The following is a 24,891-nucleotide window of genomic DNA, read 5'->3' on the forward strand; positions in this document are numbered from 1 at the left end:
CCCCGCGTGCAGGGGCACGCGACAGAGCCAGTATAGATAGCCACGTTCAGATTGCGACACCTGCCGCAAGGCGTCCGTGCCGGGCGGGCCGTTGCGACCCGCCCGGTCAGCGCCTCAGTGGGCCCGTCAGGGCCCGGTCAGGGGCTGGTCAGGGGCCGATCACAGCCCGGCCGCCGCCGCCTTGTCGAAGCGATCGAGGTTCATGACCTTGACCCAGGCCTTGGCAAAGTCCTGCACGAACTTTTCCTTGCTGTCGTCAGAGCCATAGACTTCCGCGACGGCACGCAGCTCCGCATTCGACCCGAAGATCAGGTCCACCGGGGTAGCCTGCCACTTGACCTTGCCGGTGGCGCGGTCGCGGCCCTCATACATCCCCTGCTCGGTCGAGGACTTCGACCACTTGGTGGACATGTCGAGCAGATTGACGAAGAAGTCGTTGCTCAGCGTGCCGGGCCGGTCGGTGAACACACCGTGGCGCGTGGCGCCGGCATTGGCGCCCAGCGCCCGCATGCCGCCAACCAGCACGGTCATCTCGGGCACCCTCAGGTTCAGGTAGCTCGCGCGCTCGACCAGCATGTCCGCCGGCGAGCGGGGGCTCTGCTTGCCATAGTAGTTGCGGAAGCCGTCGGCCACCGGCTCAAGCACGGCGAAGGACTGCACGCTGGTCTGTTCCGCCGTGGCGTCCATGCGGCCCGGCGTGAACGGCACATTCACCTTGTAACCGCCCTTTTTGGCCGCGTCTTCCACGGCCGCCGTCCCGCCCAGCACGATAAGGTCAGCCAGCGACACCTTCTTGCCGCTGCCCTTCTGCGCCGCATTGAAGTCCTTCTGGATGGCTTCCAGACGATTCAGCACCTTGGCAAGCTCGGCCGGGTCGTTGACCCCCCAATCCTTCTGCGGCGCCAGGCGAATGCGCGCACCGTTGGCGCCACCGCGCATATCCGTCACCCGGAAGGTCGCGGCCGACGCCCAGGCGGTACGGACCAGCTCGGGGATGGTCAGGCCCGACGACAGGATGGTGGTCTTCAGGCTGGCCACGTCCTTGTCGTCCACCAGCTTGTGATCGACCGGAGGAATCGGGTCCTGCCAGATCAGGTCTTCCTTGGGCACATCAGGCCCGAGGTAGCGCGACTTCGGCCCCAGGTCGCGATGCATGAGCTTGAACCACGCCCTGGCGAACGCGTCCTCGAATTCCTTCGGATTCTCGAGGAATCGCTTCGAGATCTTGTGGTACTCGGGGTCCATCTTCAGCGCGATGTCCGTGGTGAACATCATCAGCTTGTGCCGCTTCTTCGGATCATGGGCATCCGGCACGAAATTGGCGCTGGCGTTGTTCTTGGGCACCCACTGGATCGCGCCGCCCGGACCCTTGGTCGTTTCCCAGTCGAAGCTGTAGAGCCACGTCAGGAATTCGTGGGTCCAACGCGTCGGATTGGTCGACCACGCGCCTTCCAGGCCACTGCCGACGGTGTCCACGCCGTGTCCCGTGCCACATTTGCTGACCCAGCCCAGCCCCTGCTCTTCCAGCCCGGCGGCAGCCGGCTCCTTGCCCACGCAGCCGGCCGGCTTGTGCGCGCCGTGCGCCTTGCCGAAGGTGTGTCCGCCGGCGATCAGCGCCACCGTGTCCACATCGTCCATGCTCATGCGGCCAAAGGTCTCGCGGATCTCCTTGGCTGATGCCAGCGGGTCGGGCTTGCCTGCGGGGCCTTCGGGATTGACGTAGATGAGCCCCATCTCGGTTGCCGCGTAGGGCTTCTTCAGGGCGCCCTTCGCATCCTGGCGCTGATGGGCGAGCATTTTCTTTTCCGGGCCCCAGTTCACCATCTCGGCTTCCCAGTCGTCCACGCGCCCGCCGGCGTAGCCGAACGTCTTGAAGCCCATTTCTTCCAGCGCCACGTTGCCTGCCAGCACCATGAGGTCGCCCCAGGAGATCTTCTGGCCGTACTTCTGCTTGACCGGCCACAGCAGGCGCCGCGCCTTGTCCAGGCCGACGTTGTCCGGCCAGCTGTTGAGCGGCTCGAAGCGCTGCTGGGCGCCCGAAGCGCCGCCCCGGCCATCGAAGACGCGATAGACGCCCGCGCCGTGCCAGGCCATGCGGATAAAAAACGGCCCATAGTTGCCGAAGTCAGCCGGCCACCAGGGCTGGGACGTCTTCATGACCCCGGCGATGTCCCGCTTGACCGCCTCGATATCGAGCGTCTTGAATGCCTCCGCATAATTGAAGGCCTTGCCCATGGGATCGGATTCCGCCGAATTGAAACGCAGGGGCTGCAGGTCGAGTTGCTCTGGCCACCAGAAACTATTCGGCGTCACATCCGTACTCGCCACCAGCGGATTGGTGTACAGCGCGGCAGATACGGCCACCGCCATGACGGAAAGTTTTAAAGTTTTTCCGATGTTCATGGAATCAATACCTCCTTGTAGTTGGTTACAAAAGCCGCTGCCGTAATGCAAGTGAATGGAAATGCAAAATGGGGATATCTCGGCCTTGCTCGCGGGGCTTCCTGCGCGCGTTTGGCAGATATTCACTTATCAGGGAATACCGACCGGGCGCGGGCGGCAGCAAGCGTTTTGCACTCTACGTGGACGGTTATCCCGGGAAAATTCAATTGTTTCAATTGGCTTGATTAGCCAAGTCAATTGGAATACCGCGTCGCCATGCGAATGGCATGGCCGCGGAATATGCCGAGGCCCGATAAATACGCGCATTGCGGGGGGAATCGATGTGGCGGGGACATGCGCCGGACATACCGGATGCCTTCCCATTACGGGACGGCATGGCGATCTCAACGAATTAAAATACCGTCGTTATATTGACGATAATCAAATGTCGCCGCGCCTTCGGGATGTCGCCGTTGGGGAGGCCGGAAAGAAATAGAGCCGTCCTGACGGACGGCTCGGATCCCCGCGTACTTCACTGCAACGCCGCCGTTCCTTCACTGGTGTCTCTGCGGACTGCCATGTGATCCACCGGAACAGTGCGGCTGCCGGCCCGCGGCGACCCCTCCGGTCGCATAGGCGTTCCCAACGTGTTCAGTCGGGCCGACGAGATGACATTCTCGCCATGAAATGTTTCGGAAATAAGAACAGGGTGCGGCGCCACCAGCACAATTGCGCGAATGGCCAGGCAAGCGCAACTTCCGGGATCGCCGCCGATCACTAGAATGAATCGACCTCAACGGGGAGTCGACATGAAACATGATCCAGCCGTCGCAACAGAGACCACGGCAGAGGGGCTTGCGGCCCTGATCTATCACATTGCCCATGGCGCCAGCCAAGGCCAGCTGGACCCCGAGTTCGTGCGCAAGCTGTGCAAGCGCGTGGACAAGGAAATCGAGGCCATGGAGGACACCGACAAGCTTGCGGCGCCGGACCGCGAGCGCCTGCACCACGCCGTGCAGACACTGCGTGCCACGGCCGATGCCGAGGAAGGCGCCTTGCTGACACGGGCGCTGGACCGGCTGCGTTCGGTCGATGCCCAGGCCGACCGGGCAAACCGTCCCGCCGAGGGCGCCGCAACCTGAAGCGGACGCGGGTGCACAGGCACGCGCCCCGGACGCAGGACACCGATGCCGCGCACCCCCGAAGCAGAACGCCCCTCCTCCCGCCAAGCCGGGTGAGGGGCGTTTGTTATCCGGCAGGCGCGGGGGGAAAGGCCCCGTCTGCCGGTTGTCTCCTGCTTAGAAGCGGTGACGGATACCGACCACGGCGCCGGTCTGGTTGGCACCCGGGGTGACCGGAGCCGAGCTGCTCATCGACAGTGCCGACGCATCCTTGTTCTTCGTGTACGCGACGTTCAGGTAGACGTCGGTACGCTTCGAGAACGAGTAGTCGGCCGACAGCACGAACATCCACGGATCATTGCCGCTGTTGTGCGCGTCCTGGTAGTAGGCGGCGCCCGTCAGCGACAGGGCCGGCGTCACGCGATACAGACCACCCAGCCAGTACACGTTGTTGCGCGACGAAGCCGTGGTGGGCGAGGCGATGCCGTCGTCACGCATCCAGCGGTAACCGGCGAACAGCTTCGCCACGCCCAGGTCGTACGAACCGCCCAGGGCCAGGCGCTTCACGGCGCGGTCGGCAACGTTGGCGGCATTGCCCTGGTACTGGTCGTAGGCGGTGCCCACCGAGAACGCGCCGGCGGTATAGGCCAGGCCAGCGCCGAAGTTGCGGCCGATGCGATAGTTGCCCGGCACTTCCGTGCTGCCCGACACGGTCGAATCGCGGCCCGTGCTGTAGAAGGCGGTACCCGTCAGGCCACCGAACTTGCCCGTGTACTTGATGGCATTGTCGGCGCGGCCGTTGAAGGCCGAGTCAACCGAATTCAGCGAGTACTTCGGGCCCACGCCCATCGGGTCGTAGGCGCCGAACAGGTCATACAGCGCGTTTTGCTGGCGACCCAGGGTGACCGCGCCGAAGTTGCCTTGCAGGCCAACGAACGCCTGGCGGCCAAACAGGCGGCTGCCCTGGCCCGACGTGCCGGTATCGATGTCGAAGCCCGATTCCAGGGTGAAGATGGCCTTCAGGCCGCCACCGAGGTCTTCGGCGCCACGCAGGCCCCAGCGCGAGCCGGACATGTTGCCCGAGCTCACCATCGCCTTGCTGCCCGTGGCGGCCGGTGCGGTGCCCGAGTGGTTGGCGAATTCGATGCCGGCGTCGGCAATGCCGTACAGCGTCACGGAGGTGTTGGACTGGGCCGATGCCACGCCGGACATCGCGCAGGTACCCGCTGCCGCCAGCGCAAATAGTGCTTTCTTCACTGTGAGTTCTCGTATTTATCAAGACATTGAGATGCTTCCCCGTCACTATTTCAGAACGGGGCTACGAGATACGTACTGCCGCTTTCCGAAACGATGACCCGTGGGGGCAGGCGAATTGTTTCAATGAAATATGAAACCCATGTGTCTGTTGCGACGCGGCAACGGATTGGGACACCCCACTTTGGTGGGACATTTGGCGGATGGCAGCGAAGAATGCGGGTTTTCCCCACCCACCTTCAGGTAGGATGCACACTTTTCCGTGAAAGGCATTTGACAGGTCCGTGACGGTGCGCACCGGCCCTGCCTCGCCTTGCGTCAATGCGCCTGGATTCATACAAGACCTATATCGCCCCACGGCTGGCCCAGCTCAGGCAGCGCCTGCGCCGGCCCAGCCGACGCACCGTCCTGCTGGCCCTGGCCGCGCTTCCGGCGCTGTTGCTGCTCTACCTGCTGCTGCTGATCCCGTTTACGCCCGGCATCAGCGACATCCGCAAGGCCAAGTCCGAGCAGCCGGCCCAGGTGCTGTCGGCCGACGGCAAGGAACTGGCCGTCTACCGCTGGGCCAACCGCGACTGGGTCAAGCTGGCCGACATCTCGCCCAACGTCGTCAACGCGCTGATCGCCACCGAGGATCACCGCTTCTACCAGCACTTCGGGCTGGACTGGCGCCGCACCGCATCGGCGGCGCTGCACACGTTCTCGGGCGACCGCCAGGGTGGCTCGACCATCACCCAGCAGCTGGCGCGCAACCGCTATCCGGACGAGATCGGCCGGGCCCCCACGCTGACGCGCAAGCTCAAGGAGGCCGTCACGGCGCTGAAGATCGAGGCGCTGTACTCCAAGGACGAGATCCTGGAGACGTACCTGAACACGGTGCCGTTCCTGTACAACGCGTTCGGCATCGAGATGGCCGCGCGCACCTATTTCGACAAGTCCGCCCGCCAGCTCGACGTGCTGGAAGCCGCCACGCTGATCGGCATGCTCAAGGGCAACAGCTACTACAACCCGGTACTGAACCCGCAGCGCGCGCTGGAACGCCGCAATATCGTGCTGGCGCAGATGGTCAAGCGCGGCAAGCTCGACGCCGCCCGCTACGAGGTGCTGGCCAGGCGCCCGCTGCGCATCGACTTCGAGCGGCAGGTCGAGGAGCCCGGCCCGGCCGCCCACTTCGCGCAGCAGCTGCGCAAGTGGCTGATCTCGTGGGCCGACAGCAACGACTACAACCTGTATACCGACGGCCTGGTCATCCATACGACGATCGATGCCCGCCTGCAGGCCATGGCCAACCAGGCGCTGGCACGCCAGGCCAACCAGCTGCAGTCGATTGCCAATGCCGCCTGGGCGCCGCGCGCCGGCTGGGCCGAAAGCCGCGGCCTGGTGCAGCAGTTCGTGCGCGAAACGCCCGAATACCGCGCCGCCGTGGCCGGCGGCCAGACCGATGCCGATGCGCTGAACCACCTGATGCGCGACAACGCGTTCATGCAGACCCTGCGCCAGAACAAGACCCGCGTGCAGGCCGGCTTCATGGCGCTGGACCCGGCCACCGGCGAAATCCGCGCCTGGGTGGGCAGCCGCGATTTCACCGTGGACGCGTTCGACCACGTGGCCCAGGCCCGCCGCCAGCCCGGTTCCACGTTCAAGCCATTCGTCTATGGCGCCGCATTCGCGCGCGGACAGAGCCCCGACGAGACCTTCATCGACCAGCCCGTGGAAATCAAGCTGGCCGGCGGCGAGATCTGGCGGCCGACCGACGAAACGGCGCCCACCGGCCGCGCGATGAGCCTGCGCGACGGCCTGGTCTATTCCAAGAACACCATCACGGCGCAACTGGTGCAGAACCTGGGCGCCGACCGCGTGGCCCGCCTGGCCCGCGCCATGGGCGTGCGCGACAGCAAACTGGAGGAAGTGCCATCGCTGGCGCTGGGCACGAGCCCCGTCACGCTCAAGGAGATGGTCAGCGCCTACGGCACGATCGCCAACGGCGGCCAGTACATCGCGCCGTCGATGATCACCCGCATCACGGACCGCGACGGCAAGGAACTGGCCCGCTTCCGGCCCGCGTCGCCCGAGCGCGCACTATCGGCCACGGCCAACGAAACGCTGCTCGACGTGATGCGCGACGTGGTGGATCGCGGCACCGGCACGGCCATCCGCACCCGCTACGGCATTCGCGCCGATGTGGCCGGCAAGACCGGCACGACCCAGGACAACGCCGACGGCTGGTTCATCCTGATGCACCCGCAACTGGTGGCCGGTGCGTGGGTAGGCTTCAACGACAGCCGCGTGACGCTGCGCAGCGACTATTGGGGCCAGGGCGCGCACAGCGCGCTGCCCATCGTGGGCGACTTCTACCAGCGGGCCCTGCGCGCACGCATCGTGGACGCGCGCGCGCGGTTTGCCGAAGTCGACGAGAAAACCTGGTATTCGGGGCTGACCGCTACGGTACGCGGCTGGTATCAGAAGCTGTTTGCGTCGGACCGCAAGGACGACAGCGCGCCACTGCCGCGCCCGGCACCGCGCCGGCCGGTCTTGCCGGCCACGGACGCCGACGCCATGCCGCCGGCCTCGGCGCCCGCCACGGCCGCATCGGCAGACAACGGCCTGGCGCTGGACCCCGGTGAAGTGGTGGAGGCCGTGCCCCCTGGCGGCCATGAGATGGCAGCATCGAGCGAACCGTCGGCGGCACCGCCGGTGCCTGCTCAGGCACCGATGCCGGCACCCTTCCCGGCGCCCACCCCGGCGCCATCCTCCACGCCCGTGCCAGCCTCGGCCCCGGCGGCGCTCTGACCTGCGCCACTCCCCCGCACGGCAAGCGGTAGCGCAAAGAAGACCATCCGCCCCGTGTTACCTGGCAATCCTCAGCCGGCCGCGATGCAGCGCGCGCAGGGCCGCATCGGACAACGACAGCGGCGGTTCCGGCGACGGGCGGGCCAGCAGGTAGCCCTGGGCCAGGTCGATACCCATGTCGCGGCACACCAGCAGATCGTCCACGCGTTCGAGGCCTTCGGCAATCAGCCGCGTGCCGGCCGTGCGGGCCAGCTTGCATAGCCCCTGCAGCGCCTCGCGCTGGAACTGCGACGACGCCACGCCGTCAATGATGACGCGCGCGATCTTCACGTAATCGGGTTGCAGGGCGATCCACTGTCCCAGGCCGGCGTGTCCGGTGCCGTAGTCGTCCAGCGCGAATTGCGCGCCGCGGCTGCGAATCGAATACACGGCCTTGGCCAGCGTATCCAGCGGCCCCAGCGGCGCCTGCTCGGTCAGCTCCAGCACAATGCGCTCGGATTGCAGCCCCTGGGCCTGCAGAAAGGTCCGAACCTCATCGCGCGTGTCCTCGATATTGCGCAGCGAATCGGCGCTGTAGTTCAGGAACAGCTTGCCGGGCAGGTCGAATTCCATGAACGCCCGGATCGAGATGCGGGCCGCCAGCCGTTCGAGTTCCACGTGCTTGCCCTCGCGTGCCGCTTCGGCGAACAGCGCGATCGGGCTCTCCAGCGGCGTGCCCATCGGGCCGCGGATCAGTGCCTCGTATCCAAACACCTCGCCCGTGACGAGCGAGCCGATCGGCTGGAAAACCGGCCGCAGCAGTTGTTGTTCGAGGCAATCGGCAATGGATGGCGTCAGGGGTCGCGACAAGGCTTGCACTCAAACTGGCTAGGAATCGTGTTGTACGAATCATATGGTGGGCAGGTGCCACGCCCACTGTTGAGATAACGGCACTTCCCGGACCGACTTGAGGCGTTGCACGTACTGCTTTGGGAGGGTGATCCAACCCCGCAGCAGCCCCTTTGACAAGGTTGCGTATCGCAACTAATATTGCTTGCGTGTCGCAACCAATGCGGCAGCTTGACCGCCGGCCGGAGGCCACCATGGACCTGATCGAAGCACCCGCCCAGTCCCGCGACGGGACCATCCTCGAACTGCGTGATTTCTCGCGCCGCCTGGTGCGCGAACTGGGCTTCATGCGCGCCACGCTGGCCGATAGTGACCTGGCGCCTTCGGCCGTACACGCGGTGCTGGAAATCGGCATGACGCCCGGCATCAGTGCCAAGGACCTGGGCCAGGTCCTGCGGCTGGACAAATCGAACACCAGCCGGCAGGTGGCGCGACTGGAAGCCGCCGGGTTCCTGCATCGCCGAATCTCCAGCGAGGATGCGCGTGCCACGGAGCTGTTCCTGACGCCGAAAGGGAAAAAGCTGCGGGAGAAGATCGACCAGTTCGCGACCGACCAGGTATCCAATGCGTTGCGCCGCATGCTCCCGTCCGACCAGCAGGCGCTGCTGCGGTCCCTGGCGCTCTATGCCGACGCGCTGGCGCAGGACAACGCCGCCAAGGCCGCCGCAGGCACGCTCGACAGTCTGCCCATCGTCGAAGGCTACCGGCCCGGGTGCATCGGCGATATCGCGAGCCTGCACGGGCGTTTCTATGCCGAGCACTGGGGATTCGGCGCCTTCTTCGAAAAGCGGGTGGCCACCGAACTGGCCGAGTTTGCCGCCACGCTGCCGGCACCGGGCAAGGCGCTGTGGCTGTACCACGACGACGGCCGCACGCTGGCGTCTCTGGCCATCGACGGCGACCCGGCGCTGGGGACGGCCCATCTGCGCTGGTTTATCGTCGACGACGCGCTGCGCGGTTCAGGCGTGGGCCGGCAGTTGATGGCCAACGCGATGCAGTTCGTGGACGCGCACGCGTTTGACGAGACCTGGCTCTGGACCTTCAAGGGCCTCGATTCGGCCCGGCATCTCTATGAGTCGTTCGGCTTTGTGCTGACCAGCGAGGCGGCTGGCACCCAATGGGGCAGCGAGGTAACCGAGCAACGCTTCAGCCGTCGCAAGCCCTGATCGACGCCACGCCCTGCCCTACACCAGCCCGATATCGCTTGGCCGGCTGCCCGGAAAGACCTGCGCCAGGCGGCTGTCGTCCAGCCCGTACAGCCTGCGGAACAGGCCGCCCAGCACCGCGCGGTAGTCGTTGAGCACCGGATAGTCGCGGTTCTGGTTCAAGGCTGACGGGGCAATCGCGACCTGCTCCCCCACCATGCGCCCGCCCCGCACGTTGCCGCCGGCCACCCAGTAGACCGTGCCGTGCCCGTGGTCGGTGCCGCGCGTGCCGTTCTCGCGGAAGGTGCGCCCGAATTCGGAGATGGCCACCACGGTGGTGTTGCGCCACGCCGGCCCCATTTCCTCCGAAAACCCGGCAATGCCGCGGCCCAGGTTGTCCAGCAGGTTGGCCAGTTGCCCTTGCGCGCCGCCCTGGTTGACATGCGTGTCCCAGCCGCCCACGTCGATAAAGCCGAGGTTGAATTTATCGCGCATCAGCCCGGCCATGCGGCGCGCTTCCTGCTCGAAACCGCGTGCCGTCAGCGCACGCCGGTTGGCTGCCTGCATTTCCTGCATGCGCCCGGACATGGTGTCGCCCGCCGCGCCCGTGCTGGCCGCGCGCATGGCCGCCTCGTGCTTGCGCATCGCCTCGGCCTGTTCGGCCACGGTCTGGCGCAGATCGAAACCTTCCGCAATCAGCGACTCGAAGCGCGTGCCCTTGTACATCTGCGCAAGTGTTTGCGTCTGGCGGGCATCGAACGGCGCGCGGCCGGTGCCCTTGAGCGACACGTTGGGCACGTTGGCCGCGCCGGACAGCACCATCGGCAGGCCATCGGTGAAGGCCACCGGCGCCGCCTGCCCGCCCATGGCCTGCGTCAGCCGGTTCAGGAAGCCGCTGCCTTTGGGTGCGCCTGCGCCATGGCCGTCGCCGGCCAGCCCCGCCTCGATCCCGTCCTGGGTTTCGAAGTGACTGCGCGACATGTCGCTGGTGCCCGCGAACGGCACGAACGCCAACTGCTGGCGCTGCCACATCGGCAGCATCGTGGCGCCCAGCGCCGGATGCAGGGCCCAGCCATCGACGCCCAGCGACAGCGCGGCTGCCGGGTCGGGCGCGGCACCCTGCGCCACCGGCGGCCGGATGGCGATATTGGGTCGCGACGCGTAGTAGAAATCGCTGCCGGACGGCACCAGCACGTTGGCCGCATCGTAGCCGCCGCGCAGGAATACCAGCAAGAAGCGCGCATCGGCCTGGGCCGGCAGCGCGAACACGCGCGATGTCACGGTCGGCAGCGTCAGCGCGAGCCCCGCGCCGCCCATCGTCCTGAGCCAGTGGCGTCGATTCATGGTTGCCCCTATCGTTGGATGGCCGGTGCCGGTGCCCTACCGCTGCATCCATTCCGGCGAACTGAGCAGCACGGCATTCCATTCCTGCTGCGACCCCGCCTGGGCCAGCGCCTGGCGCGTGGCCGTGCCCAGCGTGCCCTCGATGGTGTCGTAGAACATGCGGTTGTTCGGCATCGGGAATCCGCGTTGCGCGCCGGGCTGACCGCTCTCGTCCGAGAACAGCCCGGCCGGCCCGCTGCCGATCGTGCGCGCGATCTCGAAACGCTTGACCAGCTGCCCCGAACTGGCCCATGCGCTCTCGGTCAGCGGATAGCCGTCGGGCGCCACATGGCCATACAGCGGCTCGCCAAGCTGGTTCAGCCAGTTGATCATCGGACGCAGGTTCGACACCGGCCGGCCGTCGTAGGCCAGCCGCATCGACGACACCACGAAGACCATCGGGTCCTTGAATTTGCGCGCGCCCTCGGCAGCCGACTGGTCGAACCAGTGCGACAGGAACATCGTGCGCAGCACCGCGCCGATATCGCCGTCGGTGCGCGTGAACGTGGCGGCCATCTGCGTCACCAGCTGCGGCGGCGGGTTGTCAGACACGAAATACGTGGCCAGCCTGGCCGACACAAAGCGCGCCGTGGCCGGGTCGCGCGCCAGGATCGACACGGCCTGCTCCACCTCGGCAAACCCGCGCGGCGCGATGGTCTGGCCCAGCAGCGTCTTGGCGCCGAAGTCGTGGCGGTTCGGATTGAACTCGAACAGGCCGTCGCTGCGGTACATGGCCGCGCGTTCGGCCGACAGCCGCGGCGGCTCGCCCCGCGCGTTGATGCCGAGTCCGGTCAGCACGCGCGCCAGTTCCTGCACGTCCTGCTGGGTATAGCGCGACCCGCTCGGGCCGCCGGCCACGCCGAGGGTATGCAGTTCCATCAGCTCGCGCGCGTAGTTCTCGTTGATGCGATTGGCCGCGCTCTGGGCGTTGTCCAGGTATTCGAGCATGGCCGGCGACGTGACCGTAGCCATCAGCAGGTCGCGGAACTTGCCCAGCGCATGCGGCCGGATCGCGCGTGACTCGAAATCGGCCAGCGCGTAGCGCACCTGCCCTTTCTCGGCGTAGACGTTGAAATGGTTCAGCCAGAACCACGTCATCTGCTCGCGCAGTTGCGCCGGGGAATAGAGCGCGCGCAGCAGATGGCGGCGGCCGGTATCGATCACGAGCTCGCGCCCCTGGCGGTTCAGCGCCTCGCGGGCCTGCTGTTTTTCGGTCTCGTCAGTCAGCGCCTGGATACGCTGCCGCTCGGCGCGCACGGCCTGCGTCCGCTGCAGCGCATCGGCCTGGCTGAGCGGCAACGCGGCAATGGCCTGGGCCAACTGGGGCGGATCGGCCAGCGGCATGCGGATCTGCTCGTCGAGATAACGCTGCCGCCCGATCGCTTGCAGGCGCTGCACGCTGGCCTGGTCGGCGCCAAAGCTGACCGTGTTGAGCCAGCGCAGGTCGGCCGCCGACAGCTTGCCATGGTGCGTTGCATCATCGGCCGCCGTCGACGCACAGGCGGCCAGCGCCGCCGATAGCGCAAGCCCTGCCAGCCAGGCCAGCCAGCCGGGTATGCGCCATTGCCGCAGCCTGCCGATCCGTGGGGGTTCCATAGGCCCGTTCCTTTGTCCTGTGCGCACATCGCGTGCCGGAATGCCGGTTTGACGTCCGGCGCGCCAGTTGGTTGACCGGGCCGCCCTCGCCGTCTGTTACGAAAATTTTCCCCGCCCCGGTCCGAGGCACAGTCCAGATCCATTTTGCATACAATTTACGGATACAATGAACGGCCGCACCGGCCCGGGCGCACCGGGCCCGCCCAACCCGCATCCATACGGAGGACAGACATGACCGCGCACGCCGCCACATTGCAGCACATTCCCGCCCTGGCACCGCTGGAGCAGTACCTGGAAGCCCATCGCACGGGCAAGGCCGAGTTCATCTTCCAGGCGTTCCACGCCGACGCCCGCATCATGTCGTTCCGCGACGGCGCGCTGCATTCGCTGACGGTGGACGAGTTCTCGAAGCGTTTCCAGGGCCAGCCGCAGCCGGACGAGGCCCAGCGCCGTCGCCATATCGCCAGCTTCGACGTGGTGGGCAACGCCGCCACGGCCAAGATCGTGCTCGACTATCCCGAGGTGACGTTCACCGACTACATGAACCTGCTGCAGATCGACGGCGTGTGGAAGATCGCCAACAAGACGTTCAGCGCCGCGCCCAAGACCAGGTAAGGCCGCCCCGGCCCGATCGGATCGCCCCCCGCCCTGTCATCGTGCCGTCACAGAGGCCCGTGACAATGCGCGACGATGACAGGCGCGGGAGCCTGCGCAGCCCGCTTTGCGGCAGCGCAGCGCAAATATTCCTTGACGCCTGATTTTCCGGCACTTCAATGAAAACGTTTTCATCCTGAAGTGCGCCATCCGATGAGGAATGCATGCCAACATCCCGCCGCGCCGTCCTGCCGCCCCGCCTGGCTTCCGCCGAACCTGGCCAGGGGGTCACGCTGGCCGACGTGGCGCTGGCCGCCAAGGTGTCGCTGGCCACTGCATCACGCGTCTTCAGCCATCCGCAGCTGGTGCGCGAAGCCACCGCCCAGCGCGTGCACGAGGCCGCGCGCCGGCTGTCGTTCCGCCCCAACCTGCTGGGCGCCAAGTTGCGCGCGCAACGCACCCGTATCGTCGGCGTCATGCTGCCCACGCTGGACAACGCCGTGTTTGCCGAATGCTGGCGCGGAATTGAAGAATCGGCCATGGAGGCAGGCTACTCCCTGATGCTGGTCACCAGCAACTACGATCCGGCCCGCGAACGCGCGCGCATCGAATATCTGTTGCGTCACCGCGTCGATGGCATGGTGCTGACCGTGGCCGACGCCTGCGACAGCACCGTGCTGGACCAGCTCGACCGCGAATCGGTGCCCTACGTGCTGGCATACAACCAGGTGTCGGGCGACGGCATGCAGCGCGGCCGGCATTCGGTGTCGGTGGACAACCAGACCAGCGCCTGCGAGGGCGTCAACGCGCTGATCGCGGCCGGCCATCGGCGCATCGCGGTGATTTCGGGGGCCTTCACCGCGTCCGACCGCGCCCGCCAACGCTTTGCCGGCTATGCCGATGCCATGCGCGCCCACGGCCTGCCGGTACGCGACCCGGTCAACCTGCCGTCCCACACGGCCAGCAACGCGCCCCAGATCCAGGCGCTGATGGCCCAGCCCGACGCCCCCACCGCGTTCTTCTGCACCAACGACCTGCTTGCCATCGGCGTGATTTCCGATCTCAAGCGCCTGGGGCTGCGCGTGCCGCGCGATGTCTCGGTCCTGGGCTACGACGGTATCGCCCTTGGCGCGCTGGTGGAGCCGCCGCTGGCCACCGTTGTCCAGCCCAATGCCAACATTGGCACGCAGGCCATCACGCAATTGCTGCACCGGCTCGATGTGGGCTCGGCGGGCGCCGATGGCAACGCCATGCTGCTGCCGCATGCATTACGTATCGAGGGCACCGTCAGCGCGCCCGCAGTGCCTGTCTGATCCAACCACCGACTGACTGACCGACCGACCTAACCAGGGAGCCTTACATGTCGACGCAATCCTTCTGGCGCCGTCCGCTGCGCTGGCTGGCCACCGCCGCCGCTGTCGCCACCACCTTTGCCGCCTTCAGCCACGGCGCCGCCGCGCAGACCGCCATCTGCTACAACTGCCCGCCGGAATGGGCCGACTGGGCCGCGCAGATCCGCGCGATCAAGGAAAAGACCGGCGTCACCGTGCCGTTCGACAACAAGAACTCGGGCCAGTCGCTGGCGCAGCTGGTGGCCGAAAAGGCCGCCCCGGTGGCCGACGTGACCTACCTGGGCGTGACCTTCGGCATCCAGGCCAAGGCCGACGGCGTGACCCAGCCATACAAGCCGGCCCACTGGAACGACATCCCCGACGGCCTGAAAGATCCGCAAGGCAACTGGTTCGCCATCCATTCCGGCACGCTGGGCTTCATGGTCAACGTCGACGCGCTGCGCGGCAAGCCCGTGCCGCAGTCGTGGGCCGACCTGCTCAAGCCCGAATACAAGGGCCTGGTGGGCTACCTCGATCCGGCCAGCGCGTTCGTGGGCTATGTGGGCGCCGTGGCCGTGAACCAGGCCATGGGCGGCTCGCTGGACAACTTCGGGCCGGCCTTCAAGTACTTCCGCGACCTGCAGAAGAACCAGCCCATCGTGCCGAAGCAGACCGCCTATGCGCGCGTGCTGTCCGGCGAGATCCCCATCCTGCTGGACTACGACTTCAACGCCTACCGCGCCAGGTACAAGGATCGCGCCAACGTGGCCTTCGTGATTCCGAAGGAAGGCACGCTGGTGGTGCCTTACGTGATGAGCCTGGTCAACAACGCGCCGCACGCCGCCGAAGGCCGCAAGGTGCTGGACTTCGTGCTGTCCGACCAGGGCCAGGCGCTGTGGGCCAACGCCTACCTGCGTCCGGTGCGCAACGTGCCAATGCCGGCCGAAGTGCAGTCGCGCTTCCTGCCCGCCGCCGACTATGCCCGCGCCAGGCCGGTGGACTTCGGCAAGATGGCCCAGTCGCAGAAGGCCTTCAGCGACCAGTACCTGAAGGAAGTGCGCTAAGCCACCGGCCCGCACCCGCACCATGACCCAGCGATCTCCCGCCCTCTTCCTGTTCGCGCTGCCCGCGCTGCTCGTGTTTCTGGCGTTTTTCTGCCTGCCGATGGCGCGGCTGATCGAAGTCAGCCTGACCGGCCGGGACGGCGCGGGAGTCTACTGGACCGTGCTGACCAGCGCCCGCTATCTGCACAGCCTGATGGTCACGGTGGTGCTGTCCGCGCTGGTCACGCTGGCCACGCTGGCAATCGCCGGCATCGCGGGCACCTTCCTGCAGCGCCACCCGGTGCCGGGCAAGCCGGTGCTGGTGGCCATGCTGACCTTTCCGCTGGCGTTCCCGGGCGTGGTGATCGGCTTCATGGTCATCATGCTCGGGGGCCGCAACGGCCTGCTGGCCAGCATCGGCGATGTGCTGGCGGGCGAGCGATGGACGTTTGCCTACGGGCTGGCCGGCCTGTTCGTCGGCTATCTCTATTTTTCGATTCCGCGCGTGATCCTGACCGTCATGGCCGCCGTGGAAAAGCTCGACCCGTCGCTGGAGGAAGCGGCGCGCTCGCTGGGCGCCAGCCCGTGGCGCGCGGTGCGCGACGTGATGCTGCCCGCGCTGATGCCGGCCATGCTGTCCAGCGGGGCGATCTGCTTTGCCACCAGCATGGGCGCGTTCGGCACCGCCTTCACGCTGGCCACGCAGCTCGACGTGCTGCCGCTGACGATCTACAACGAGTTCACCAACTACGCCAACTTCGGCATGGCCGCCGCGCTGTCGATCCTGCTTGGCGTGGTCACCTGGGCCTTGCTGGCGCTGGCGCGCTGGTACTCCGGCGACACCGTCGCCGCCACCGCCTGAGGACCGCCGCATGCGCACCGTCCAACCCCGCCGCGCCGGCTACTGGCTGCAGCTGACGCTGACCCTGCTGGTCTGCGCCTTCATGACCGTGCCCGTGGTGCTGTCCGTGCTGGCCGGCCTGACCAACAACATCTTCGTGGGCCTGTCGAGCGGGCTGACCACGCGCTGGCTCGAAGAAGTCTGGTCGCTCTATCGCAACACCATCTTCCTGTCGCTGGGCATCGCACTGGCCTGCCTGGCCTGCACGCTGGTGATCGGCGTGCCCGCCGCGTACTACATGGCGCTGCGGCGCAACCGCGTGACGCGCCTGATCGAGGAACTGCTGATGCTGCCCGTGGCGCTGCCCGGGCTGGCCACGGCGCTGGGCCTGATCCTGCTCTACGGCAGCTGGCAAGGCCTGCGCACGAGCTGGGTGTTCATCCTGATCGGCCATGTGGTCTTCACGCTGCCGTTCATGGTGCGGGCGGTGCTGGCCATCCTGGCGGCCATCGATATCCGCACGCTGGAAGATGCCGCCGCCAGCCTGGGCGCCACGCGCCTGCAGCGCTTCTTCACCGTGGTGCTGCCGAACTGCCGCCAGGGCATCCTGGCCGGCGCGCTGATGGTGGTGACGCTGTCCGTGGGCGAGTTCAACCTGACCTGGATGCTGCACACCCCCACCACGCAGACGCTGCCCGTGGGCCTGGCCGACAGCTACGCGTCGATGCGGCTCGAAATCGGGTCGGCCTACACCATCGTGTTCTTCGTCATGATCATTCCGATGCTGGTGGTCATGCAGGCCGCCAGCGCGCTGGGGGCCCGCGCACGGCGCCATGCACCGGTTGCCGAACCTGCCCCGGACGCGCCCGTGGGCTTGCCACAGACCGTCCCCACCCCCAACGCCTCCACCGTTCCAGGAAGCCGCCATGCATGAGCCCACTCCCATCCGCCTGCGCCAGTGCGCCAAGACGTTCGCAGACGGCACACTGGCGCTGCAGCCGCTGGACCTGGATATCGGCGCCGGTGAAACCGTGGTGCTGCTGGGGCCGTCGGGCTGCGGCAAGACCACCACGCTGCGCATCATCGCCGGGCTGGAGCAGCCCGATGCCGGCGGCGAGGTCTGGTTTGGCGACACGCGCGTGACCGACCAGCCCATCGAGCAGCGCGGGGTGGGCATGGTGTTCCAGAACTACGCGCTGTTTCCGAACATGAGCGTGTCCGAGAACATCGCCTATGGCCTGCGCGTACGGCGCGTGGACAGCGCCGCGCGCCGCCGCCGCGTGGACGAGATGCTGGCGATGATGCACCTGGAACCGTTTGCCGACCGCCGCATCGAGCAGCTGTCCGGCGGCCAGCGCCAGCGTGTGGCGCTGGCGCGCGCCATCGCCGTGCAGCCGCGCGTGCTGCTGCTGGACGAGCCGCTGACCGCGCTCGATGCCAAGCTGCGCGATGCGCTGCGTGCCGATATCAACCAGCTGCTGCGCAGCCTGCATATCACCGCCGTGTACGTCACGCACGACCAGGCCGAGGCCATGGCGCTGGGCGACCGCATCATCGTGATGGACAAGGGCCGCATCGCCCAGGCCGGCACGCCGCAGGACATCTACCGCGCCCCGGCCAACGCGTTCGTGGCCGACTTCATCGGCACCATGAACCACCTGCCGGGCACGGCCGAAGCGGGCCGCTGGCGCGTGCCCGGCGGCACCGTGCCGATGGGGCCGCCCGACGATGCGCCGACGACGGCAACCGCGCGCCTGATGTTCCGGCCCGAGGACGTGGCGCTGGTGCACGCCGACGATGCCCATGTGGAAGGCACGGTCGTCACGGCGCTGTTCCTGGGCAACCACACCCGCCTGCTGGTGGATGTGGGCGCCACCGCGCCGCTGATCGTCGATACCGCCCGCCGCGATGCCTGGGCGGCCGGCACGCGCGTGGGCCTGCGCATCGACACCCAACACCTGATCACGCTTGGCCAAGCCGTATGACCCTCGCAAACCCGGCGCCCTACCTGGTGGCGCAACTGACCGATCTGCACATCAAGGCCGGTGGCAAGCTGTCCTACCGCATGGTGGACACGGCCGGCGCGCTGCACGCGGCCATCGACACGCTGCTGGCGGCCCCGCAACTGCCCGACCTGGTGGTGGTCACCGGCGACCTGGTGGACTTCGGCGATATCCACGAATACCGCTTCCTGCGTGACATCCTGCAGCGCCTGCCGGTGCCGGTGAAGCTGCTGCCCGGCAACCACGACCACCGCACGTCGCTGCGCAGCGTATTTGCCGATCACGACTATCTGTTTGCCAATGGCGACGGCGAGGCGCCGGTGCACTACGCCATCGATGCCGGCCCGCTGCGGCTGGTGGGCTTCGACTGCACCGTGCCCGGCAAGCCGGGCGGCCGTGCCGAGCCCGACGGGCTGGCCTGGCTCGATGCCACGCTGTCCGCCGCGCCGCAGCAGCCCACGCTGGTCATGCTGCACCATCCGCCGTTCCATACCGGCATCGGCCACATGGACGTGCAGGGGCTGGACAACGCGGCGGCCCTGGAAGCGGTCATCGCCCGGCATCCGCAGGTGGAACGCGTGATCTGCGGCCATCTGCACCGGCAGATCACGCGCCGCTTTGGCGGCACCATCGCCATGACCGCGCCCGGTCCGGCGCATCAGGTGGCGCTGGACCTGGACCCCCACGCGCCTTCGTGCTTCCGCATGGAGCCGCCGGGCTACCTGCTGCACTGGTGGCACCCGCAACATGGCCTGGTCACGCATCTGGCGGCCATTGGCGACCACGGGGCGCGGCACCCCTTCTTCGACGCGGACGGCAAGCTGATCGACTGACGGCGGCGGCACACGCCTGATGCGCGTGCCGCCGCCATTGGCGTACCATTGTCGGCTTCTTTCGATTTACGGACCGATGTTCCGCCAGGCGGAACGCCGCGACACCCCCACATGGACCTGCTTCTGCTCAGCAACTCGACCTCGGACGAGGGCTACCTCGTTCACGCTGCCCAAGCCATCGCCGAACTGGCCGATGGCCGTACCGACGCTCTGTTCGTGCCTTACGCGGGCGTGACGCGCGACTGGGACAGCTACGCCGCCCAGGTACGCGAGGCCTTCGCGCGGGTCGGCATCGCGGTGCGGTCGCTGCACGAGCAGGCCGATACGCTGGCTGCAGTCAACGCCGCCACGCTGATCGTGGTGGGCGGCGGCAATACCTTCCGCCTGCTGCAGCTGCTGCGCCAGCAAGGCCTGCTGGCGCCGATGGCCGCCCGCGTGCGCAGCGGCGCCGCGCGCTATATCGGCTGGAGCGCCGGGTCCAACCTGGCCACGCCGACCATCCGCACGACCAACGACATGCCGGTGGTGGACCCGGGCGGCTTCGACGCGCTCGGGCTGGTGCCGTTCCAGATCAACCCGCACTACTACAACCTGGAAATCGAAGGCTTCCGGGGCGAGACACGCGACCAGCGGCTGGCCGAATTCACCACGCTGTCGCCGGACACCCCGGTGCTGGGCCTGCCCGAAGGCGACTGGGTGCGCGTGTCGGGTGATCGTCACGTGCTGCATGGTCCACATGCGGCGCGCTGGTTCCTCGATGCCACGACCTGGGACGTGACGGCCGGGCCGCTGTCGATCCCGGTTTGACGCAGGCGGCCGGGCCCGGAGCCAGACAAAAAAATACCCGCAGCCGGGAGGAGCGGGTATCAGAAGTGGTATGGACAAGTCGCGGAATTCGTCCACGGCAAAATGCTGGCATCGCACCACTGCGCTGCCAATAATCTTTCCGGACTAGAGGCCGATATCCATGGCATGGCTGGCGCTGCCGTACCCCCCGGCACGCCCCCAATGCTGGCGATGGACAACGCGCGTCGAATCCAGTCCAATCGATCCCCATGTCGCCCCCTGCACTTTGTGCGTGTTTCCATGTCGCGTGCCCGACTCCTGCTGATCGATGACCACACCCTGTTTCGCACGGGGCTCAAGCTGCTGCTGGCCGACAGCCCCAGCGTGGCGTCGATCATCGAGGCCGGATCGGTCATGGAGGCCGTGCAGGCCCACGCCAGCCAGCCCGTGGACATCCTGCTGCTGGATATCCAGATGCCGGGCCTGAACGGCATCGAAGGCATCAAGGTCCTGCGCCGGCACTTTGCCGCGGCGCGCATCCTGATTGTCTCGGGTACGTCGCATATCGACGCCATCCCGGCCGAATCGCGGCGCGAGATCGCCGGCTTCCTGCCGAAGTCGGCCGATGCGGTGGACATCGAACGCGCCATTGCCAGTTGCCTGTCGGGCGGCACGCATTTCCCGACCGATGGCAGCGGCTATGGCCCCGGCGCGGGCCGTCCCCCCGCCGGCGCTGGCCCGGCCTACGAACCGAGCCAGCTCACGCCGCGCCAGCTGGAGGTGCTGACGCAATTGAGCCTGGGGCGATCGAACAAGGTCATTGCCTACCACCTGGGGCTGTCCGAAAACACCGTGCGCGTGCACGTGGCGGCCATCCTCGACCACCTTGGCGTGGTCAGCCGCGTGGAGGCCATCCTCGAAGCGCAGCGGCGCGGGCTGGTGCAGACGCATCGCTGACCGCCAGCTCAACCCGCCCGCCCGCCGCGCGACCATGGCGTTGCCCTTCCTTCCGCACTACGACGAGCCGCGGCTGCTGTCCGCGCAGATGGAACTGATCGACCAGAGCTTCGGCATGGCCATGCTGGGCTGTGCGCTGGCGGCGATCATCCTGGGCACCGGGCTGTCGCTGACCGATGGCCACCCCGGCGCGCTGCCGTGGGCGGCGGCGATGGCGGTGGTCTGCGCCGCCGCCCACTTTGGCCGGTTGGCCATGCGCGACCGGCTGACCGAGGCGCGCTCCGGCCTGTATGCGCGCGGCATGACCGCGATGCTGGTGCTGATCGGCAGCCTGTGGGGGCTGGCGGGCTGGCTCTATCTCGATATCCGCTCGCCCGCCGTGGTGATCTGCGTGCTGTCGCTGATTGCCGGCATGAGCGCGGCCGCGCTGGCCGTGTTCTCGGCTTGCCTGCCTGTGGCGGTGGGCTTTTTCATCCCGGCCATCGTGCCGGTCTGGGCGGCCTTCATCGTCACGCACGATATTGCCTACCTGCCGATGTTCCTGGCCACGCCGCTGTACCTGTTCGTGCTGATCGTGTTCGCGCGCAACTACTCGCGCATGGCGCGGCATTCGCTGACGCTGCGCTTCGAGAACGTCGAGCTGATCTCGCAGTTGCGCGACCAGACCGCGCGCGCCGGCCAGGCCCAGCGCGAGGCCGAGCAGGCCAACCGGGCCAAATCGGTGTTCCTGGCGTCGGCCAGCCATGACCTGCGCCAGCCGCTGCATGCGCTCGGGCTGTTCCTGGTGTCGCTGGGCCGCACGCCGCTGGACGCGCGGCAGCGCCAGCTGCTGGACCATATCGAGGCATCGTCCGGCGCGGCGCGCGAAATGCTGAACACGCTGCTCGATTTTTCCAAGCTCGATGCCGGCGTGGTCACGCCGCGGCCCCGGCCCTTCCGGCTGCAGCCGCTGCTGCACAAGCTCGAAAACGAGTTCGCCCCGCAGGCCAACGCGCGCGGACTGGTCTATCGCACGCGCGATACCACGGCCACCGCCTTTGGCGATCCCACGCTGACCGAACTGATCCTGCGCAACCTGATCGCCAACGCCATCCGCTATACGCGCACGGGCGGCGTGCTGGTGGCGTGTCGCAAGCGGCGCTTCCATATGTCGATCGAAGTCTGGGATACCGGCATCGGCATCCCGGCCACCCAGCATCGGGCGATCTTTCGGGAGTTCCATCAACTGGGGAATCCCGAGCGCGACCAGCGCAAGGGGCTGGGCCTGGGGCTGGCCATCGTGGACGGCCTGGCGCGGACGATGCACACCTCGGTGACGCTGGCATCGGTGCCGGACCGGGGCTCGGTGTTCCGCGTGCGCCTGCCGCTGGCGTGGACGGCGCCCGAGGAATCGATCCTGCCCGGTGCCGCCACGCGGCTGGATGGGCTGCGCGTGCTGGTGATCGACGATGATCCGGCCATCCGCGAGGCCATGTCCGGCCTGCTCACGGTCTGGAACTGCCCGAACCGCGCCGCCGAAACCGAGGAAGAGGCGCTGGCCTTGCTTGCGGACTTCACGCCGGACCTGATCCTGGCCGACTATCGCCTGCGCGGCCACCGCACGGGACTGGAGGCGATTGCCGCCATCCGCGAGCGCACGGGCCGCAATCTGCCCGCCATCGTCATCACGGGCGACACAGCCGCCGACCGCCTGCGTAACGTCCACGCCGGCGGCACCGCCCTGCTGCACAAGCCCGTGGTGCCGGGCGAACTGCACGCCGCCATCGGCGCCCTGCTGAACGACGCCAGCTGAAAGCGCCGGCCTGCCCCGGGGCCGTCGGTGGGCGCTGCCACACCTGATGGCATGGCGTCGCACGATAAGCCCCTCCGTCATTCATGCATTAATCGTATGAATGAATCATTCCTATTAATTGGACTTAGGTCTGACGCCCGCCCACACTCCAGAAACAAAGCGGGCTGATTGTTGTGATGCTTCGGCCACCGCGCCCGTCATTCCAGAACCACGACACAAGCGAGGAGCCTGTGATGACCGCCTCACGTCCCGACCTGCCCCGGCATGACCTGCTGATCGACGGCAAGCGCCTGCCGCCCGGCACTGGCGAGTATTCCACCGACATCAATCCGGCCACTGAAGCGCCCATTGCGCTGGTGGCGCAAGGCAGCGCCGCCGACGTGGACACCGCGGTCCAGGCCGCCCGCACGGCGTTGAAAGGCTGGGCCGGCATGCGCGCGGCAGACCGCGCCCGCATCCTGAACCGCTTTGCCGACCTGCTCGAAGCCCATGCCGAGGAACTGGTGACGCTGGAAAGCCAGGACGCCGGCAAGCCGCTGGCCTCGGTACGCCGCCAGGACATGCCGGCCGTGATCGACACGGTGCGCTACTACGCGGGCTGGTGCGACAAGATCCACGGCAGCGTGATCCCGGCCCGCCCTGACGCGCTGACCTATACGGTGCGCGAACCCGTGGGCGTGGTGGCCGCCATCGTGCCGTGGAATTTCCCGCTGATGATCGGCATGTGGAAGATCGCCCCGGCGCTGGCCTGCGGCTGCACGCTGATCGTGAAGCCCGCCGAGATCACGCCGTTGACCGCACTGCGGGTGGCCGAACTGGCGCTCGAAGCGGGCGTGCCGCCCGGCGTGTTCAACGTGGTGACCGGCAAGGGCAGCGTGGTGGGCAACGCCATGGTGGCGCACCCGAGCATCGACAAGGTGACCTTTACCGGATCGCCCGGCGTGGGCCGCGGCATCATGCAGGGCGCGGCGGCCAACTTCAAGCGCGTGACGCTGGAACTGGGCGGCAAGTCGGCCAACGTGATCTTTGCCGATGCCAACCTGGACGCCGCCACGCGCGCGGCCGCCTCGGGCATCTTCTTCAACGCGGGGCAGGTGTGCTCGGCCGGTTCGCGCATCCTGGCGCAGCGCCAGGTGTATGACGAAGTGGTCGAGCGGCTGTCCGCGCGCGCCAGGGCCATCCGCGTGGGCGACCCGGCCGCACCCGACACCACCATGGGGCCGCTGGTATCGGCCGCGCAGATGAAGACCGTGCTCGACTACGTCGACATCGGCAGGCAGGAAGGCGCCAGCGCGGTAACGGGCGGCGTGCGCGTGGGCGAGCGCGGCTTCTTCGTCGAGCCCACCGTGTTTGCCAACGTGGCGCACGAGATGCGCATTTCGCAGGAGGAAATCTTCGGCCCGGTGGCCAGCGTGATCCCGTTCGACGATGAGGAAGACGCCGTGCGCATTGCCAACGGCACCGCGTTCAGCCTGGCCGCCGGCGTGTGGAGCGCGGACATCCAGCGCGTACACAAGGTGGCCGGCGAACTGCGTGCCGGGACGGTCTGGATCAACACCTATGGGTACACCGACGTGCGCCTGCCGTGGGGCGGCGCGGGAGACTCCGGCCTGGGCCGCGAGCATGGCGACGCCGCCATCGAGAACTTCACGGAACCGAAGGCGATCTGGTTGTCGCTGCGCTAGGCGTCAACGGGCATGGCCGCCACGGCGGTCCGGCGCAACGGCGCATCCCCGCCAAGGCCTGGCGGGGTTTTCATTTGCGCGGCGGCGATCAGCCGATCATGCGCATCGGCAGCAGCGCATACACGAGCGTCAGCGCGCCCACGATGGCTGGCGACACGTACTTCAGCGCAAGGCTCTGCGACTGCACGCCCAGATAGGCGTACATGCAGACAAGGATCATGGCGCAGGCAAAAACGAGCCCGTCATAGACTTGCATGGTTGGTGTCTCCCAGAGTTCGTTCTTCGACTACTTCTGTGATGACGGGCGTGCTTTCGGGGCGCCCGGGTACTGCCCACTGCAATCTATTTGCGCCGATGGTCGCGCCATCGATGGGGCGCGGCAATCATGGTAATCCCTTCGTTATTGGCGTTTGAACGATGTTGCAATGCGGGATGCCGGGCGATATCGATACCGCCTTGCGCGGCCG

The 24,891-nt window shown here is 67.3% G+C and carries 20 protein-coding genes; 14 read left to right on the forward strand and 6 right to left on the reverse strand.

What is annotated here, in order from left to right; translation table 11 throughout:
• Positions 1–159: 159 nt before the first annotated feature.
• On the reverse strand, positions 160–2,370 hold the full coding sequence (gene katG, locus AC24R4_RS02790; RefSeq protein ID WP_487522970.1) for a catalase/peroxidase HPI: 2,211 nt from the start codon (positions 2,368–2,370) through the stop codon (positions 160–162).
• A gap of 821 nt (positions 2,371–3,191) precedes the next feature.
• Here katG and AC24R4_RS02795 point away from each other — a divergent pair.
• Positions 3,192–3,524, forward strand: coding sequence for a hypothetical protein (locus tag AC24R4_RS02795; protein ID WP_153948824.1), 333 nt, complete (start codon positions 3,192–3,194; stop codon positions 3,522–3,524).
• 156 nt (positions 3,525–3,680) lie between these two features.
• On the opposite strand, the gene AC24R4_RS02800 is transcribed toward AC24R4_RS02795, so the two are convergent.
• A complete protein-coding gene (locus AC24R4_RS02800) occupies positions 3,681–4,760 on the reverse strand; it encodes a porin (protein ID WP_400395708.1) in 1,080 nt (359 codons plus the stop codon).
• A gap of 318 nt (positions 4,761–5,078) precedes the next feature.
• Here AC24R4_RS02800 and AC24R4_RS02805 point away from each other — a divergent pair, with 318 nt between their 5' ends.
• Positions 5,079–7,547, forward strand: a complete 2,469-nt coding sequence (locus AC24R4_RS02805; protein ID WP_487522180.1) for a penicillin-binding protein 1A — start codon at positions 5,079–5,081, stop codon at positions 7,545–7,547.
• Positions 7,548–7,604: 57 nt separating this feature from the next.
• On the opposite strand, the gene AC24R4_RS02810 is transcribed toward AC24R4_RS02805, so the two are convergent.
• A complete protein-coding gene (locus AC24R4_RS02810; RefSeq protein ID WP_487522181.1) occupies positions 7,605–8,396 on the reverse strand; it encodes an EAL domain-containing protein in 792 nt (263 codons plus the stop codon).
• Positions 8,397–8,629: 233 nt separating this feature from the next.
• On the opposite strand from AC24R4_RS02810, the gene AC24R4_RS02815 reads away from it, so the two are divergent.
• Positions 8,630–9,601: a bifunctional helix-turn-helix transcriptional regulator/GNAT family N-acetyltransferase gene (locus AC24R4_RS02815; RefSeq protein ID WP_487522182.1), complete on the forward strand. Its 972-nt coding sequence runs from the start codon at positions 8,630–8,632 to the stop codon at positions 9,599–9,601.
• An 18-nt stretch (positions 9,602–9,619) separates the two neighbouring features.
• Here the strand turns inward: AC24R4_RS02815 and AC24R4_RS02820 are convergent, their stop codons facing one another.
• On the reverse strand, positions 9,620–10,924 hold the full coding sequence (locus tag AC24R4_RS02820) for a DUF1501 domain-containing protein (protein WP_400396379.1): 1,305 nt from the start codon (positions 10,922–10,924) through the stop codon (positions 9,620–9,622).
• A gap of 36 nt (positions 10,925–10,960) precedes the next feature.
• The gene (locus AC24R4_RS02825) at positions 10,961–12,559 is read right to left on the reverse strand and encodes a DUF1800 domain-containing protein (protein ID WP_487522183.1); all 1,599 of its coding nucleotides are present in this window, start codon (positions 12,557–12,559) and stop codon (positions 10,961–10,963) included.
• Positions 12,560–12,790: 231 nt separating this feature from the next.
• On the opposite strand from AC24R4_RS02825, the gene AC24R4_RS02830 reads away from it, so the two are divergent.
• The 11 genes from AC24R4_RS02830 to AC24R4_RS02880 all read left to right on the forward strand — a co-directional run bounded on the left by AC24R4_RS02830 (position 12,791) and on the right by AC24R4_RS02880 (position 24,424).
• Positions 12,791–13,174: a nuclear transport factor 2 family protein gene (locus AC24R4_RS02830; RefSeq protein WP_400394595.1), complete on the forward strand. Its 384-nt coding sequence runs from the start codon at positions 12,791–12,793 to the stop codon at positions 13,172–13,174.
• Between the two features lie 203 nt (positions 13,175–13,377).
• Positions 13,378–14,466 (forward strand): substrate-binding domain-containing protein, encoded by a 1,089-nt coding sequence (locus AC24R4_RS02835; RefSeq protein WP_400394594.1) that lies wholly within the window; start codon positions 13,378–13,380, stop codon positions 14,464–14,466.
• 47 nt (positions 14,467–14,513) lie between these two features.
• Positions 14,514–15,548, forward strand: coding sequence for an ABC transporter substrate-binding protein (locus AC24R4_RS02840; RefSeq protein WP_400394592.1), 1,035 nt, complete (start codon positions 14,514–14,516; stop codon positions 15,546–15,548).
• A 22-nt stretch (positions 15,549–15,570) separates the two neighbouring features.
• Complete coding sequence (locus AC24R4_RS02845; protein ID WP_400394591.1) at positions 15,571–16,389, forward strand: ABC transporter permease; 819 nt, start codon at positions 15,571–15,573, stop codon at positions 16,387–16,389.
• A 10-nt stretch (positions 16,390–16,399) separates the two neighbouring features.
• Positions 16,400–17,302: an ABC transporter permease gene (locus AC24R4_RS02850; RefSeq protein WP_400394590.1), complete on the forward strand. Its 903-nt coding sequence runs from the start codon at positions 16,400–16,402 to the stop codon at positions 17,300–17,302.
• Positions 17,295–18,353 (forward strand): ABC transporter ATP-binding protein, encoded by a 1,059-nt coding sequence (locus AC24R4_RS02855; RefSeq protein ID WP_400394588.1) that lies wholly within the window; start codon positions 17,295–17,297, stop codon positions 18,351–18,353. Before AC24R4_RS02850 ends, AC24R4_RS02855 begins: the two co-directional genes overlap by 8 nt.
• Positions 18,350–19,204, forward strand: a complete 855-nt coding sequence (locus AC24R4_RS02860; RefSeq protein ID WP_400394586.1) for a phosphodiesterase — start codon at positions 18,350–18,352, stop codon at positions 19,202–19,204. The genes AC24R4_RS02855 and AC24R4_RS02860 overlap by 4 nt, the downstream gene beginning before the upstream one ends.
• A gap of 111 nt (positions 19,205–19,315) precedes the next feature.
• Positions 19,316–20,011 carry a dipeptidase PepE gene (gene pepE, locus AC24R4_RS02865; RefSeq protein WP_487522184.1) on the forward strand — a complete coding sequence of 232 codons (696 nt, stop codon included), beginning with the start codon at positions 19,316–19,318 and terminating at the stop codon, positions 20,009–20,011.
• A gap of 279 nt (positions 20,012–20,290) precedes the next feature.
• Positions 20,291–20,947 carry a response regulator transcription factor gene (locus tag AC24R4_RS02870; RefSeq protein WP_400395126.1) on the forward strand — a complete coding sequence of 219 codons (657 nt, stop codon included), beginning with the start codon at positions 20,291–20,293 and terminating at the stop codon, positions 20,945–20,947.
• A 34-nt stretch (positions 20,948–20,981) separates the two neighbouring features.
• Positions 20,982–22,739 carry an ATP-binding response regulator gene (locus AC24R4_RS02875; protein WP_400395128.1) on the forward strand — a complete coding sequence of 586 codons (1,758 nt, stop codon included), beginning with the start codon at positions 20,982–20,984 and terminating at the stop codon, positions 22,737–22,739.
• A 233-nt stretch (positions 22,740–22,972) separates the two neighbouring features.
• Entirely contained in the window at positions 22,973–24,424 is a 1,452-nt protein-coding gene (locus AC24R4_RS02880; RefSeq protein ID WP_400395130.1) for an aldehyde dehydrogenase family protein, read from the forward strand.
• Positions 24,425–24,512: 88 nt separating this feature from the next.
• On the opposite strand, the gene AC24R4_RS02885 is transcribed toward AC24R4_RS02880, so the two are convergent.
• Positions 24,513–24,680 carry a hypothetical protein gene (locus AC24R4_RS02885; RefSeq protein ID WP_194946553.1) on the reverse strand — a complete coding sequence of 56 codons (168 nt, stop codon included), beginning with the start codon at positions 24,678–24,680 and terminating at the stop codon, positions 24,513–24,515.
• Positions 24,681–24,891: the final 211 nt, after the last annotated feature.

It is taken from the genome of Cupriavidus sp. CER-90 (genome assembly GCF_057652055.1).

Excerpts from the sequence above, each read along its gene's own strand:
- katG (WP_487522970.1), bottom strand. The coding sequence starts at position 2,370 with ATGGCGGTGGCCGTATCTGCCGCGCTGTACACCAATCCGCTGGTGGCG.
- AC24R4_RS02795 (WP_153948824.1), top strand. The coding sequence starts at position 3,192 with ATGAAACATGATCCAGCCGTCGCAACAGAGACCACGGCAGAGGGGCTT.
- AC24R4_RS02805 (WP_487522180.1), top strand. The coding sequence starts at position 5,079 with ATGCGCCTGGATTCATACAAGACCTATATCGCCCCACGGCTGGCCCAG.
- AC24R4_RS02815 (WP_487522182.1), top strand. The coding sequence starts at position 8,630 with ATGGACCTGATCGAAGCACCCGCCCAGTCCCGCGACGGGACCATCCTC.
- AC24R4_RS02820 (WP_400396379.1), bottom strand. The coding sequence starts at position 10,924 with ATGAATCGACGCCACTGGCTCAGGACGATGGGCGGCGCGGGGCTCGCG.
- AC24R4_RS02825 (WP_487522183.1), bottom strand. The coding sequence starts at position 12,559 with ATGGAACCCCCACGGATCGGCAGGCTGCGGCAATGGCGCATACCCGGC.
- AC24R4_RS02830 (WP_400394595.1), top strand. The coding sequence starts at position 12,791 with ATGACCGCGCACGCCGCCACATTGCAGCACATTCCCGCCCTGGCACCG.
- AC24R4_RS02835 (WP_400394594.1), top strand. The coding sequence starts at position 13,378 with ATGCCAACATCCCGCCGCGCCGTCCTGCCGCCCCGCCTGGCTTCCGCC.
- AC24R4_RS02840 (WP_400394592.1), top strand. The coding sequence starts at position 14,514 with ATGTCGACGCAATCCTTCTGGCGCCGTCCGCTGCGCTGGCTGGCCACC.
- AC24R4_RS02845 (WP_400394591.1), top strand. The coding sequence starts at position 15,571 with ATGACCCAGCGATCTCCCGCCCTCTTCCTGTTCGCGCTGCCCGCGCTG.
- AC24R4_RS02850 (WP_400394590.1), top strand. The coding sequence starts at position 16,400 with ATGCGCACCGTCCAACCCCGCCGCGCCGGCTACTGGCTGCAGCTGACG.
- AC24R4_RS02855 (WP_400394588.1), top strand. The coding sequence starts at position 17,295 with ATGCATGAGCCCACTCCCATCCGCCTGCGCCAGTGCGCCAAGACGTTC.
- AC24R4_RS02860 (WP_400394586.1), top strand. The coding sequence starts at position 18,350 with ATGACCCTCGCAAACCCGGCGCCCTACCTGGTGGCGCAACTGACCGAT.
- pepE (WP_487522184.1), top strand. The coding sequence starts at position 19,316 with ATGGACCTGCTTCTGCTCAGCAACTCGACCTCGGACGAGGGCTACCTC.
- AC24R4_RS02870 (WP_400395126.1), top strand. The coding sequence starts at position 20,291 with ATGTCGCGTGCCCGACTCCTGCTGATCGATGACCACACCCTGTTTCGC.
- AC24R4_RS02875 (WP_400395128.1), top strand. The coding sequence starts at position 20,982 with ATGGCGTTGCCCTTCCTTCCGCACTACGACGAGCCGCGGCTGCTGTCC.
- AC24R4_RS02880 (WP_400395130.1), top strand. The coding sequence starts at position 22,973 with ATGACCGCCTCACGTCCCGACCTGCCCCGGCATGACCTGCTGATCGAC.
- AC24R4_RS02885 (WP_194946553.1), bottom strand. The coding sequence starts at position 24,680 with ATGCAAGTCTATGACGGGCTCGTTTTTGCCTGCGCCATGATCCTTGTC.